The 13,535-nt window shown below is 60.9% G+C and carries 12 protein-coding genes; 2 read left to right on the forward strand and 10 right to left on the reverse strand.

What is annotated here, in order from left to right; genetic code table 11:
- Position 1: 1 nt before the first annotated feature.
- Entirely contained in the window at positions 2-685 is a 684-nt protein-coding gene (locus tag RAS12_RS30240; RefSeq protein WP_306951820.1) for a response regulator transcription factor, read from the forward strand.
- Positions 654-2,036, forward strand: coding sequence for a sensor histidine kinase (locus RAS12_RS30245; RefSeq protein ID WP_306951822.1), 1,383 nt, complete (start codon positions 654-656; stop codon positions 2,034-2,036). Before RAS12_RS30240 ends, RAS12_RS30245 begins: the two co-directional genes overlap by 32 nt.
- Before the next feature lie 276 nt (positions 2,037-2,312).
- Here RAS12_RS30245 and RAS12_RS30250 read toward each other — a convergent pair whose 3' ends face one another.
- The 10 genes from RAS12_RS30250 to RAS12_RS30295 form a co-directional block, all read right to left on the reverse strand.
- Complete coding sequence (locus RAS12_RS30250) at positions 2,313-2,645, reverse strand: hypothetical protein (protein WP_306951825.1); 333 nt, start codon at positions 2,643-2,645, stop codon at positions 2,313-2,315.
- A 914-nt stretch (positions 2,646-3,559) separates the two neighbouring features.
- Positions 3,560-6,676: a putative type IV secretion/conjugal transfer ATPase gene (locus tag RAS12_RS30255; protein ID WP_306951826.1), complete on the reverse strand. Its 3,117-nt coding sequence runs from the start codon at positions 6,674-6,676 to the stop codon at positions 3,560-3,562.
- A gap of 25 nt (positions 6,677-6,701) precedes the next feature.
- Entirely contained in the window at positions 6,702-6,977 is a 276-nt protein-coding gene (locus tag RAS12_RS30260) for a hypothetical protein (RefSeq protein ID WP_306951829.1), read from the reverse strand.
- Entirely contained in the window at positions 6,974-8,233 is a 1,260-nt protein-coding gene (locus RAS12_RS30265) for a hypothetical protein (RefSeq protein ID WP_306951831.1), read from the reverse strand. The genes RAS12_RS30260 and RAS12_RS30265 overlap by 4 nt, the downstream gene beginning before the upstream one ends.
- A 12-nt stretch (positions 8,234-8,245) precedes the next feature.
- Positions 8,246-8,902 carry a hypothetical protein gene (locus tag RAS12_RS30270; RefSeq protein ID WP_306951833.1) on the reverse strand — a complete coding sequence of 219 codons (657 nt, stop codon included), beginning with the start codon at positions 8,900-8,902 and terminating at the stop codon, positions 8,246-8,248.
- A 32-nt stretch (positions 8,903-8,934) separates the two neighbouring features.
- A complete protein-coding gene (locus RAS12_RS30275; protein WP_306951835.1) occupies positions 8,935-9,294 on the reverse strand; it encodes a DUF6750 family protein in 360 nt (119 codons plus the stop codon).
- Between the two features lie 69 nt (positions 9,295-9,363).
- Positions 9,364-9,879, reverse strand: coding sequence for a hypothetical protein (locus RAS12_RS30280; RefSeq protein WP_306951837.1), 516 nt, complete (start codon positions 9,877-9,879; stop codon positions 9,364-9,366).
- A gap of 12 nt (positions 9,880-9,891) precedes the next feature.
- Positions 9,892-11,082, reverse strand: a complete 1,191-nt coding sequence (locus RAS12_RS30285; protein ID WP_306951838.1) for a hypothetical protein — start codon at positions 11,080-11,082, stop codon at positions 9,892-9,894.
- A gap of 44 nt (positions 11,083-11,126) precedes the next feature.
- A complete protein-coding gene (locus RAS12_RS30290; protein WP_306951840.1) occupies positions 11,127-12,326 on the reverse strand; it encodes a DotG/IcmE/VirB10 family type IV secretion system protein in 1,200 nt (399 codons plus the stop codon).
- A gap of 16 nt (positions 12,327-12,342) precedes the next feature.
- Complete coding sequence (locus RAS12_RS30295; protein WP_306951843.1) at positions 12,343-13,530, reverse strand: DotH/IcmK family type IV secretion protein; 1,188 nt, start codon at positions 13,528-13,530, stop codon at positions 12,343-12,345.
- Between the last annotated feature and the right edge of the window lie 5 nt (positions 13,531-13,535).

Genomic DNA, 13,535 nt, shown 5'->3' on the forward strand with positions numbered 1-13,535 from the left:
CATGAATCGAATCGCCCTTGTTGAAGATCACGAGCGCCTGGGTCAGTTGGTCGTCAGAGCCCTGGCGGCGGCCGGCATCCAGACTGATCTGTTTGCGAGGGCGGATCAGGCCGCCTACGCGGTGGCCCACGCCGAATACGCCTTGATGATTGTTGATCGCGGCTTGCCGGACGGAGACGGGCTCGATCTTGTCAAGAAGCTGCGCAGCACCGGCAACCGCCTCCCCTGCCTTGTACTCACCGCGCGCGACGCGCTGCACGATCGCGTTTCGGGCCTGGAGGCCGGGGCGGATGACTATCTGCCCAAGCCCTTCGCCATGCAGGAGCTCGTCGCCCGCGTACGCGCGCTGATGCGCCGGCCCATTCAAATGCAGAGCCTGACCGCCACTTTTGTCGATGTTGAAATCCGCCCCGAGTCTCGCAGCATGATTTGCAAGACCGAGTCGGTCACCCTTCCGGCGACTGAGCTGCAGATCATGCTGACGCTGGTGCGTGCGGGAGGCCAGACCGTGCGACGCACGACGCTAGAGAAGGCAGCATGGAGTTTTCATGACGTCACCCCAAACGCGCTCGATGTGGCGATCCACCGAATTCGCAAGAAACTCGATGCCATCGACAGCAAACTACAGATCGTCAACATTCGTGGGCAAGGGTATGCGCTTCAAGAATCCCAAAGTGCGTCGTAACCTTACTGTTCAGCTTCTGTTGGCTTCGGTGGGCGGGCTCGTAGCCGCCATCGCCCTGGTAGGCATGACAGTGGCCGTCCTTCTCGACTGGCAATCGTCGGCCCTCGCTGAGATTGGGGTGAGGGACAATGCGCTGGATATTGCCGCGAGCGTCAAGTTCGACCCGTCTGGTTACCCGGTAGCCGTTGACCTACCCGATGACCTTGAAAAAATGTTTGATGGGTTGCCGAAAGACGCCACGTTCCGCATCCTCGATGCAACGGGCGCCGTCCTCATCACCGCCGCGCCGAGTCCTGCGCTGACGACAATCACCGCCCGCATGACCGGGCCGCCAGAGGTCGGCACCCTTTTATTGGACGACGACTTCGCGTTTCGAGTGGCCACGGTGCCCATTGACCGCGCGCACGCCACGTTTTATGTCCAGATGGCTCAGAGCGAACGACTGACATCCATGGTGCGACTCACCGACAGCAAGACCGCGCTCCAAGTCGTGATCATTACCTGCCTGCTGGCCGCCCTGGTCTTCGGCGTGGCCATTACCTTGACGCTCAAACGCATGTTGCAACCGCTGCTCGATGCGTCGACCGCCGCCTCGCAGATCTCAGCCCGCAATCTTAGCGAGCGAATCGACGCGGCCCCGCTGCCGCAAGAGCTCAGCCCCCTGATTGCCGCCTTCAACAGTGCGCTGGGTAGACTGGAAACGGGATATCGCGTCCAGCAGGATTTCCTGGCAGCCGCGGCTCACGAATTGAAAACACCGCTGGCGCTGGTCAGGGCGGAGATTGAGTTGAGTGATATCCCCGCCAGAGAGGCGCTGTTGCAAGACATCGACCTTATGAGCCGCCAGGTGCACCAACTGCTGCACCTGGCCGAGGCGAGCGAAACCCATAACTACGTGTTTGAACCATCGGACGCCAATGCGGTGCTGCTGGATGTCGTGCAGTATCTCGAGCGATTGGCAGAAAGGCACGAGGTCCGCATTGAGGCGCCGCCAGCCAGCACATCGTTTGAACTGGTCGCCGATCGCGGCGCGCTCTTCACGCTGCTCAAGAACCTGATCGAAAACGCCATCCATCATGCCCCCTCGCATTCCGTTGTCGTTGTTCACTGGTCGGGGAAAAAGCTGCTTATCCAGGACGAAGGGCCGGGGATTGCACCTGGCAGCATGCCAAAGCTATTTGACCGCTTCTGGAGCGGCAAAACGGGCGCCCAAGAGGGCGCAGGCTTGGGGCTGTCGATCTGCAAAGAGATCGCGCTCGCCCACGGCTGGACCCTGAGCGCGCAGAACGCCTCCCCCCAGCCGGGAGCCGTCTTCACCGTCGAAATGCCGCGCGGAAAACTCAAAGAGTAACCTGCCATGACCCCATCCTCGGCGCAGGCCTGGTGGCCACTATCGCCTGCGCTAGCCGCGCGGCGCGCCGGCGTCGCCACCGCGGTCATCGAACGCGGCCAGAGGAGCGCGCGCGTCAGCGGCATCGGGGGGAGGAGGCTTACAGATAGCGCCAGCGGCCAGTGAGGTCATCCCCGTCGCCGCGATGGAAAAGGGAGCCTGATTATGTTGGAGCGGCGCCGCGCTGCCAGATGGGACGCACGACGCGTGCCAAGACTATGTGGGCTGACGCTGTACTCAGCTTTCGGCTTGGGAGGCGCTCTTCAGAGCGGCGCGATAGTCAGCAATGATCAAATCAAGGACTTTGAACTCCCCAAGATGGGTGCTTTCCTTGCAATAGACCAAGAACTTTAGCCGCGTGGATAGATCCACCGGCGACACGCCATCGTGCCTGCATGGCAGGCGGCCGCCATGAAGGGGCGAACGATATGCTTCAGCAGAGGCGGCCTGCTCAGGAGTCAGCCAGTATTGGAACTCAGCTTTGGGTCCGACGTCCGCCACCAACCTCTTGCTAATACGGCCGGCTCCGGCCTGCGACGACAGTACACGATGAACATCATCGGGCTTCATCCTCGTCATCGTCCGTACGAGCTTCCCCGGGACGGCATTTTCTCTTCCTACCGCGCGATCCAGGAGGAAGAGCATCACCTGCGCAGTCTTAGACTGGCGCGGCACTGGATCAGCTGGCGCATCCAACCCGCTCGGTGCAGATCGCGCAAGTAGCAAAGGACCAACCATCAGAGTTACGGCTGGATGCAGAGTGCTGTTCGCACGAACGGGGTGATGGGCTGGGTGCCCTCCCCGGAACCGGACTGGAACGAGCCATAAGACATGGGGGTGAACACCCCAGCGGGACAAGTGGTGGACGTCCAACATCCGCCCCCCGGCTGGCATACCTGAAAGCCATACCGAGGCGCGTCCTCGTAACCGCTCATCGTATAGAGCACAGTGCCACGAGCGACGGTAGGCAACACGACACATTCTCCCTGAATGTCCGACCAGGGATCTGCCTGGGACACACCATTCGTGAATGTCTTCACCAGTCGCGTTTGGAAGCGGGCCCCGGCATAGCCGGCGCCGCATCCCCAGGTAACGGTCTCTGTGCGAGCATTCGCGATCGAGACCGGAATTTGCTGCCGCACCGACTCGACATCTTGGGACCACGGAGCCTTCGAGTTCCCCACGGCAGCCCCAGGGCCCGTCGAGTCATCCCGCGGCAACTGGGTCGTGTCCGCTGCCCAGGCGCACGCCAGGCTACTGCTCATGAACAGGACGAAAGCCGCACGAAGCTGTCGGCCGAATTTTGATTGCATGGTAGTGCACCTCGAAATCGAATCAGTTGTCCGCAGACTGGCTAACTCTATTACTCGTTATGAATCATATGTATTGTACATACCTGCAATTCGAAGCCGCAGCACTCGGACGTGCAATTTCCCTATGCAAACCCGCTCTGAAACTCCGATTCATCGGAGTCTTTGCATGCTTCAGGCCGCGAGTTTTTCCAGTGCCCGCGCCGCGATCTCGCGGCCAACCGTTACCGTAAGCCCCCCGTCCTCGACGGCCTCATCCTCACCCATGCGCAGCTTTCGCGCTTCAATCAGCGTCCGGGCAGATCCACTGGGTAGCTGATCCGTAAGCGCGAGCAACGCTTGCCAATAGTCGCCGCCCAGCTGCTTTGTCGTCTCCGCGCGCACCGCCGCATCAATCGCTGAGCTGTTAAAGGCCCACAGTTCCAGAGGCGAGGCCGTGTGATAAAGCAGTTGGCTCACGACGCCTTTCACCGTCTTAAATACGGCAAAGATCGGGCTGCCCTTTGGGGTGGGGCCCAAGCACTTCGTCATGATGCATCGGCGCTCGGAGTCCGTGAGGTTGAAAGCCTCTTGCACTTCGCGCCCCTCTTCCTCGCTGCCGGCGCCCAAGATAAACACCGATGCCATAGACTTCAACATTGCGGGAGGTACGTCGCTAAACTGCTGCGTCACCAGGAAAGGGAACACCTGGTACTTTCGACCCGTCCGGTAGTCAGAGTCGATCAGCTCCAGCAGTGGTCCCACGCCTTTCGCAAAATGGAACTCGTCATACTCGAGGAACTTCGGAGAGGTGTAGATCTCACGAACCCGAGTCTCGTGATAGCGCAGGTACCGCGGCGGGCATGTCGTCGCAAGCTCGTCCCATCGCAAAAAGTAGTTCCGAGCCCCCACATTGCGGCCAAACATCATCATCACCGCGGCGCGCCGACGGGATTCCTCATCTTCTCCGCCAGAGACCAATTCTTCTAGGTCGATCGCCACAACGCGCGCATCGTCCAGGTCAAACTGGGTCACCGTGGACAGCAGCGCGTAATCGGCTGCGGCGGCACCAATAGCCCGCGTGAATACAGCAAGGATGGACTCACCCGAGGGTGTGGGCGTCGGTTCGCCCGGACGATCATATTGGTCGCGCACAGACTGCGACCGCGCTGCGGTGATCAGATCGTAGAGGACAGGCACCGCATAGCGTTGCACGACGACTGCCTCGTGTACTTTGCCATGGTCGAACAGCTCATCGACCAGGTCATAAACGCGGCGTCCTTCCGACTTCAACCCCAGGTCGTCCATCACGCGCGTCATTTCAGGATGGTTGGCCCGTTGCCAACGCTTCACCTCGGGGCTGTTGCGCGAAAAAAGCTCGAAGACCGCATCAATCACGGCACCGATGAACTTGCCGCTCTCCGGCCCAAGATTTGGGGCCATAGCCGCAATAACAAAGCGCTGGAAATCGCGTTCGCGTTCGGTGGGCCGATCAAAGCCCAACTGCGTATCGAAAGGATTGCTCGCATACTTCGATTCGTTTCTTACCCGTACAGAAACTGCCTGATGACGCTTATGTGCAGGCAGGATTGAGCGCAGAAGGGCAATGTTCAGGGCCGAACTCATCCCGAAGTCTGTGATGGTGATGTAAGGCAGATCCTGGAGGCCCGGACCCATCGCAACACTAAAGTTCAGCGAATTCAGCAGAAGGGATTTCCCGCGCCCGGGGGGCGCGATCACGCACCCACCAGTGTTTGCCTGGAGCGTCGAGCCAAACGCGATAGGAAAGAGCTTGCCGAACTCCGTACGCAGTAGCAGTTCCCCAATACGCCATGGTGAGGCAGCGCGAAAAACCGGAAGCGCTCGTACCGCGGCGGCCAACGGGGTTGGTACAAAGGGGACAGGGGACCGCGAAGCGACCCCAGGGGCAGCGGCCAAACACAGCTCTGCCGGCGCGCCTGATTCGTTACTGACGGTGCTCCCACCCCAATTCTGAACCTTGCTCTTCAATTGCGACGCGCGCGCAAAGGATTCCGATTCAGACTTGTGAGACCAGGTCGTGAAGACGCCACGAAGCGCAACGGCCTTTGATCGATGTGCGCGCAGGTGGTCCCAAGCCTGTTTGATGGACCGGTTGTAATCTCCCATCCCGCCAAGGAACGCCGCCATCGTCGAGCTGGCCTTTTTGTATCGCTCTCCATCAGGATATAGCTCAAACGACACCGCGTAGGGAAGGCGGCTGCCATCACTGGAACCAACGTCGCTCACGCTTCGAGCGAGTACGTTGAACCCCGGGGCCGGGTCCTCCGCCGGGAATACATCCAACGAGAAGCCTACGTGGGTCGTACCTTCTCGAGTGACCCCTTCGTAGTCTTTGAAGAATTCAATGCTGGGGGCAGTCAGAAGTTGTCGTCCAAGGCCTAGCGGAAGTAGGTCGGCAGCGTCAGTGCTACGGGCGCCGGCCGTCGCAGCTCCCCCCTTTCCTCCCAGTAGCGCCGGCGTCCAACCTTCCGGTGGTGACCGCCCATCCAGGAACGAACGCAGAACGGGCAAGGTCTCCGAAGATGGCATTACATCACCGATCAGCCCAATACCTGACTCGTGATCGGTCAGGTTCTTCATGAGCGTTGTCATGGCTGCTTCGTGGCGCATCGCCATCAACGGTGGGATGCCAATAGCATTCTGGGAAAACTGCGAATTAGCTCCACGAATCGCGTCGCGCCCGAGCCCCGCCTTCACCTTTGCGATCTCGTCAGCAGCTCTCTCGGCTTCGTCGGCGGACAGGCCGCTGCGCAACGTGAACAAGCCCAACACAATGCTCTCGTCAACGATGACACCCGAGAGGGCGCGGGCCTTCCGCTCCAACCAGACCTTCATCCGCTCGCCAGCTCCCATCCGACGGGCCGTCGCAAGAGCGGGCTGAAAGGCCTTCTTCAGGACATCAGGCGCGCCTTCCGGATCGGACCGAAACCCGACCACAATCCGATGCTGTCGAGCCGCCCCAGGGCCCAACACATGCTCGAGTGCGACCTCCAGCTTTTCCGCGAGCGCGTCAAACTCCTCCACTCCGATGTAACGCCCTCGCCCTTCGATTCTGATGTACGACACCAAGTCCCGACTTTTCGTGATGAGCGTCTTATCGTCGAACGTCGATACAAGCGAGATCGCGCCTTCGGCATCATTGCGCCAAACCATGCTGATGAAGTGCAAGATGGCAGATTCAATGCTGTCACGTTTCATCGTGCAGGCGATCAGAAACAGGATCTGCATCACGATCAAGAGGACGATAAGAACAATCGCGGTGGTACTCACTGGGGTGGACCTTAAACGTCAAAAACTAGTTGACCGCAGCGTTGCGGGACTTTGCAACATCACGAAGGGGAAGCACGTTCAGGATGGAATCCTGCGAGGGTTGCTGGCCATCCAGCGCGAGGTATAGCTTCGTCAACGCAACCACGGCGCCAACCGCGTCCTCCATGGCCACACACTCATCCAGTCGCGACTGCGTTCCGGCATCTGCGCGCCGAAACCGCTCCGCCAGGCCGTCAAACGGGCTGACAGCTTCGTCGTTGGGTTCAAACGAGAACTTCGGAAGGCGGGGGAGCGTGCTCATTGCGCTTGTCCTGGGCCGCCTACCGGATACTGAAATCCTTCCAGCTCCCAGAAACGTTGAGCCCTTTGCAAATCTCCATCTTGCAGTCGTAGCACGATGGAGCCTTCTCCGAATGACTCAACATGCAGCCCGTCTTTATGCGCACGCAGCGCCAGCTCGTGCATCAACGCCCTGTCCATAGCACGTAGCCATATGCTCCACACGTCGGCCTGCGTCACGTCCCGATCAGCCACATGGCGCGCGGTGGCCAGCGCCAGCCAATGACAGTGGGCGACCAGGCCGAATGCGTATGAAAGCGACCGCTCAGCGCGTTCAATCAAAGCGTCGGGTAGCAGCGCGCGCGACGGAAGCGGTCGGGTTCCGTCTTCGTCGACGAGAAAGCCGTCGGCTTGGATCTCCATAAATTCGGACAAAGAGGCAAGCTCCGGTTGCGAAAACCAGCCCCTGCGGCGCGCGTTGCGCCCCCCCTCGAAGCCGAGCGCCGCCAGCGTGACGGGCGAAGGATCGTCACATCCCTCCCGCAATGCGGCATCGGCTCGAACGAGGCACGGGCGAGCGAGCATTTCTTCAAGTACCGGCACACCGGCTGTCCCCTGCACATTCACCCAGTTCTTGCCAACGGGGAATTGCATCTGCAGCATTTGGCGCGCATACGCCATTCGGTTGAAACGCAACGTCACGAAACGTGTGCCAGGCCCAAGCGGCCAATCACCCCATTGTGGAATCGCGCGCGCCTGGTAGGCGGAAGTCAGGACATCTCTCTGGCTGGGGAAGCTTTCCACGCCGCTGAGAGGCCCACGGGGAAGACCTTTACCGATATCCTGGTATAGGTAGTCCCCCTTCAAGCCATGTACCCATCGATACGCAGAGCCCTGCCCATAGGCCGATGCGGCCGCGCGCAGCGCGCGATCCAACACGCCCGCCACGTGGGCAGCCGCACCGTCCGACAACCGCCCATCAGGTTGAACATCCAGCCCCAGATCGCGGGCGATCTCTTGAGCACTGGGCCCAACAAAGGCAGAGCAGCGAAAATTTCTCCTGCGCCGCAGGGGCTCATCCGCGGACCCTAGGTTGGTAATCCACAGCACGGCCGGATCCAGATCCCCAATCTGCTTGAACCTGCTCACCTCCCCATCGGGAAGAAAGGCCTTTCCACCAGTGGCCAAGTTCGGTTCGTCAAACTGCACGAACCCGGAAAGTGGAACGACCCCAGCATCTGCACGAGCTGCCGCTGCCTCATCACCAATGATTGCCATTGTCCTAACCCCTCACTTCGGCTCGGCATCGCCGGGACCGTCAACCATCAAACGACGTGTGGACTGCGTCAGCTCGGTCCACCTGTCACAGTTCATAAACTCACCATGGGATTGGCCAACTTCGGCCTGCAGCTTTTGCATGAGAGCAGGAGAGAAAACCAGCCGTAGTTCAGTCACGTCCCGCATTGCATACTCGCCATCCGACAGAAATCCCATGGCCTCGCGATAGGCTGGAGCCCTCATGGACCCGTATCCGTGCTTCGCGTCGTACATGCGTGCTTGAAGACGCTGTGAAACCTGCATTGCCCGCTCCCGTTCACTCGGATCCTCCAGTGCTACCGCAAGCGCCCAGTGCAGCAGGTTCATGTCCGTCGCGCAGATCTCCGGAACAACTGCAACAAGGCTCTGTGTCGCCATGTCCCGCCCGCGATTACTCGAATCCTTCTCCCCCGCAGTTGAATAGCTGGCGCACAGTTCACACTGATGCTTCTTGCTCTCGGCGTCAGCAGAAATTGCGAGAGCCGTCGGAACGGCAATCCCGCAGCTCTCACACCGGACCGTGAGCGGACCAGTCGAAGAAGCACTCGCCTCTGGATTTGATGCCTTCGGCCGCCGCATCGCGGCAACGGCCGAAGGCCCTCGGCGGATGGACAAAAACAGATCCTTCACAGCACAGACTCCTGGGAGAACGTCAGCTCGGCCTAGAACAGGCTCTTGCCGACGTCCCCTGATGTGGCGCCGAACGTTTCGTTCACCGAAGCGATCACAAAGCCCAGGACGATCAGCCCGCACCCGGCTCCCATCGCCGTCAAGATGCGCCCGACGCTGATATCTTCGCCGCGGTCACCAGCCTTTTTGCGCATGAGATTGAATCCGTAGATCACGGCCGCGACCCCAGCAAGGACGGCGCCGATGATCAGCACTTGCGTGCCCACCTTGGCCAGGTCGATCGTCCGATTGCCGACATCGATCAGGTCGGCGCGCGCAGTGGCCATGAGGGCCAGTTGAGCTACCGCAACGGCAAGGCTCCGAGCCGTGCCAGACTTCCAGATTTTCTTCATGTTTCCTTCCTTAAAATGCCCGTGTTCCCGGGCGATAGTTCTACTGAATCGCACAACTTCGAATTCCGTTCAGCCCCTTCCCCACAGTCCTCCTATGTTGAGCGCTATGGTCCCAAAGATGATGTGCCAGAGTCCTCTCCACATCAGGTCCCCTGGTTGGTTTGGGCTTCCGTTGGACATCTCTCGCCATAGCAAGAGCCCCCTAAACACTGCTATGGCGCCGAACATCGCCACCCAACTAACGATGGCCAGCGCGACCCGGCTAAAGAACTTGCTTTGAGACACCTGAGGCGGCAAATAGGAAAGCGCGCTCGCCGGCGGCGTCGGCGTGGCGCCAAACAGCAACTGAATGACGTCGGTGGAGAACCCGGCGAGGCGGAGGAGCATGTAGCCAAGCATGAAGTGGGCAACGACCGGGCCGAACAGCGGTCGGCCCTCGCGCTGGCCCTGAGCTTGGGCGACGCACATGCGAAGGCCCTGGTAGACGCAGAACACGCCCGCAAGGACCGCAAGCCCCACGAACACCATGCGCATGATGTTCTGAGTGAACGTGACCGAGCCGTCGAGAAAGGCGTCCAAGTTCATATCGGAATTCCGCTAGCGGGGGTGAATCGTGCCAGCGGTTGTCACCACCTTCATGCCATCAAACGCGGTGACCTTAGCTCCTCGGACCACACTGCCCACTCGCACCGCGGCCTCCAGCTTGTTGTCCTCGGTCATTACCCATGCGATCTGCGTTTCTCCACCGGTGGTCGGGTACGCGCCCTTCACCCACAAGCCGGCCAGTTTGCCCACCTTGGGCGTACTGCCACTGCTGACTCGGTTAGCACTGCTTGCTTGGGCTGTGGGCTTGGCTTTGCTCGCATCCCCGCCGCGCGCCGGTGGCGCCTTCGCCGAAGAGGTGGTTGCCTGAGGCTTTTCGGTCGCCTTCTCCCCGATCGCAGTCACGCCCTTGAGGATCGCCTGTTGTCCGGCCTCCAGAGCAACAAGTCGCCCCTGCAGCATTGCCACTTGGCTGTTCAGCTGCAGAACGTTGGCGGCGACAAGATCCATACTCGATTCGAGGTTTCTGCCCGCGGATACCTGTTCGGCGCGCCCCTCCATGCCCCGCGCTTCCGATCGGCTCGGGGACACTGCGGCCGCACTCATTTGGTCGTGGTCGGTCCGCCGATCTTCTTCGAACTCGGAAGCAGCGTAAGCCGACGCTCCCCGTCCGCGGCCTGTGGATTCCGGCCCTCGGGTGACCGCTGCTTCGGAACGCCGCTCGTCCTCCAGTCGCTGCTCGACAGGGGGGGGCGCTGCCGGCGCCATTGCCCGCTTTGGCGGCGGGACCCGGCCAGGCTCAGAGCGATCCGGAATCTCGGGCACGAATGCGTGTTGCATCGTGGTCTCATTCGCCGGAGCGGCTGCGTTTCGCGACGTCGACGGCTTGAAAAGGAAGACATATACAAGCACGGCCACGATCGTCAAGAAGGCAGCAACAGCCGCGCCAAAGATCAAATTCGATCGACGACGCTTTGCCTCTTTTTTTGCTTCGTCGTCGTCTTCTTCCTCGTCGACGTCTTCCGCAGGGCCGTGCTCATCATCGTCGTGGGTGTGCATGCCGCCCGCGGAATGGGCTTCGTCGTCCCGGTCCTGGTGATCTCGATCTGACGGGTTCCCCGATTCGCCGGTGCCGGCTGCCTCGCTGACAACTTCCCATGCGTCAGCTTGCGCGACTCGTGGATCAGTGGCGGTGCCCGCCGGCAGATCAGACTGCGTCGGATCGCGTTGGTTTTCAGTGCTCATTCAGACTTTCTCCGTGTTGGTCGGCGTTTCGCCAGTCTTTCGCGTTACTTCGCGTCCTTCGCATACACCGGCTGTTCGAATCGAATTCCCAGCGGCGTAAATTGAGGCAAGGTCATACGGTTCTTTTTGGCCGCTCGGCGCTGAACCTCAGCTTCCGCGACCTGCTGCGCCTTAGAGATCCCCGCTCCAATACCGGAGTTCTTCGCGTCCTCACGGCTCGCGCGCTCGTCGCTGACGACGATGTCGCCGCCGATACCCGTAGGTACGTACTGGGTGGCTGTTCGCCCGCGCTCAGTGAAGTAGGTCGCCGCGCCCCACAAGCCAGAGGAAAGGACAGGCATCACAAAGCGGTCAAAGAACCGATGATCAACGTCCGCCCCCATCGCGCGCGATGCGGTTTGCTCATTCACGCCCACCGCTTGCACTGCGTAGAACTTTCCGTCGAATCGCATCGACGTGAACCCCATTGCAAAGTCTTCCTCGAACACCACAAGCTTGCCGACAAAGGTGGCACCTGCCAGTGGCCCACCAGTGATCCTGGCAGTGGCCTCGTCCGTTTTGTCTGTGTCGATCGGGCTGAGCAACTCTGCGGGATGAATCTCCTGGCCGTTCGTCAGATCCCGGCCACGTGATGCGCTCGGGTCGACAGCCTTAGACGCAGGCGACGCAGCGGCCAGTGCCATCGATGCTCCAGCCTGAGTCCTGGCCGCCGAGTCATCCTTGGCCAGCACCTGCACCTTTTCGGCTCTGATATCCATGCCCCTCGTAATCCGTTCGATCTGACGCGTCAGGCCGACGTTGTCTTGGCTAGCCTGTGCGCCGCTGCCTCCAGACATGCGGCGGGTTGTCGGCAGGCCGCCCTCGGCCGCCGCAGAAGCTTGCGGTGGCTCCACGGGCGTAGATAGCCCCAACGTCCCCTCATTGGGGATGTAGGTCCTGCCTTGTTTCCTGGCAGCCTCGGCCTCGTCTTGGAAGACCCGGTTTTGCTTCTCCTGCATCGCTGGGCTCAGCTCCCGTCGTACCTCGCCGGTCCCGTTGGGGTTAATAGGACCAAGCGAAGAGGTGGGCTCACTCCCCTTCTTGCCGCCAGACCCGGCCCACCAGGCCAAGCCGAGCGCAATGAACACGCACACAAACAGCATGACGCCGACAAGCACCAGGTTCCGTTTGAATCCCCGAGCCGTGGGGCGCGTCTGAGACGTCTCAGGTTTGTCGGTGCCATCCGCTCTTTTCTTGGTTGTCATAGCGACTTCTCGTTTGTCATTGGTGAAGCCGACCCTTCTCGGCAGCGGCAACCGTTGGCTGCAGGCCTTTGATGCGGAGCGTGTGGGACACGCCGCCATCGGTGGCCACGGCCACGATCGGGGTCGCAGGCAATTCGTAAACAGCCGTGCCATCAGCTGCTGGCATGCGCTCGTACCAGGCGGGAGACGACACCAACCCGGCAATCCGCAGGATCAATCTGCCGTCCGGCGATTGCCAGGCGCGTGCGCCAGGTACACCGGTCACTTCGAGCCGGCGTGCGCCTTCCGGAGTGCCGCCATACAGGTAGCCATCGAGCTTCGCCCCAACTGTCGGCAAGCCGCTTGCTCGACCGATCTTTGTCACCGCACCTGGCGAAAGGGACGGGAGCCGCAAGTCAACGCGGACGTCCGTCGTGACCTGCGCCGGGATCACGGTGAACGACCACGCGACGCTCATTCCCTCGAGCAGGACGCCCACGGAGGCGATCTGGTGATTGCTGACTGCTTCGATGGAAAGCGTGCTCGGTCCCATGCTCTCCACAACAATTGCTTCCTTGTTGTAGTTCTTCGTCGCAACGACGGGCCAACCGTTTCCCTCCCGATCGATGATGTTGATCAGGGCCCCCTGCCCTGGTGTGATCTGCACTACCTGAGGCCTCGCACCAGGTGACAAATCGATGTCGTAGGTCACCGAAACAGGGATCAGGTCCGATTTGATGGGAGCGATCTCGGCGGCCTGACGCTCGTCGACCTGTTTGCGGAACTTGCGAATCTGCGCGGGGTCCATTGGCGCAACCGAGTCGACGGCCGACTTCACGAAATCTACATTGGGCGCCGGCAGCGGTCGGCCATCCGAAATTGATTGATCTGCCGTGCCTTCGCCTCCCCGTGGCGCCGCCGCCTGGCCCTGCTCACCTTTCGTCCCGGCTGTTGCAGATGCCTGTGATCCAGCGGCTGCCCGCGTTGCCTCCGCCCCCTCTTCGCCAACACCTTTGAGGTCGTCAACCGGCGGGGCATTGGAAACCTGCTTAGCACCTCGAATGGGAGTAGCGGCAGAGCGCGCCCCCGCCTCCGCCTCCGCCGCAGGATCACCCTGCGGAGCAGCTAACACAGATGCAGCAGGTGAGGTTAGGGTGATAGCACTGGCGAGCGCGATGACGATCGACCATCGCACGCCGGTTGGTGCCGAGATAAATTTGCTCATGAGGC

The sequence above is a fragment of the Achromobacter seleniivolatilans genome (genome assembly GCF_030864005.1).
GTDB classification, from domain to species: Bacteria; Pseudomonadota; Gammaproteobacteria; order Burkholderiales; family Burkholderiaceae_B; genus Achromobacter; species Achromobacter seleniivolatilans.

Coding starts and splice junctions, on each gene's coding strand:
- RAS12_RS30240 (WP_306951820.1), top strand. CDS start 2: ATGAATCGAATCGCCCTTGTTGAAGATCACGAGCGCCTGGGTCAGTTG.
- RAS12_RS30245 (WP_306951822.1), top strand. CDS start 654: ATGCGCTTCAAGAATCCCAAAGTGCGTCGTAACCTTACTGTTCAGCTT.
- RAS12_RS30250 (WP_306951825.1), bottom strand. CDS start 2,645: ATGAAGCCCGATGATGTTCATCGTGTACTGTCGTCGCAGGCCGGAGCC.
- RAS12_RS30260 (WP_306951829.1), bottom strand. CDS start 6,977: ATGAGCACGCTCCCCCGCCTTCCGAAGTTCTCGTTTGAACCCAACGAC.
- RAS12_RS30265 (WP_306951831.1), bottom strand. CDS start 8,233: ATGGCAATCATTGGTGATGAGGCAGCGGCAGCTCGTGCAGATGCTGGG.
- RAS12_RS30275 (WP_306951835.1), bottom strand. CDS start 9,294: ATGAAGAAAATCTGGAAGTCTGGCACGGCTCGGAGCCTTGCCGTTGCG.
- RAS12_RS30280 (WP_306951837.1), bottom strand. CDS start 9,879: ATGAACTTGGACGCCTTTCTCGACGGCTCGGTCACGTTCACTCAGAAC.
- RAS12_RS30285 (WP_306951838.1), bottom strand. CDS start 11,082: ATGAGCACTGAAAACCAACGCGATCCGACGCAGTCTGATCTGCCGGCG.
- RAS12_RS30290 (WP_306951840.1), bottom strand. CDS start 12,326: ATGACAACCAAGAAAAGAGCGGATGGCACCGACAAACCTGAGACGTCT.
- RAS12_RS30295 (WP_306951843.1), bottom strand. CDS start 13,530: ATGAGCAAATTTATCTCGGCACCAACCGGCGTGCGATGGTCGATCGTC.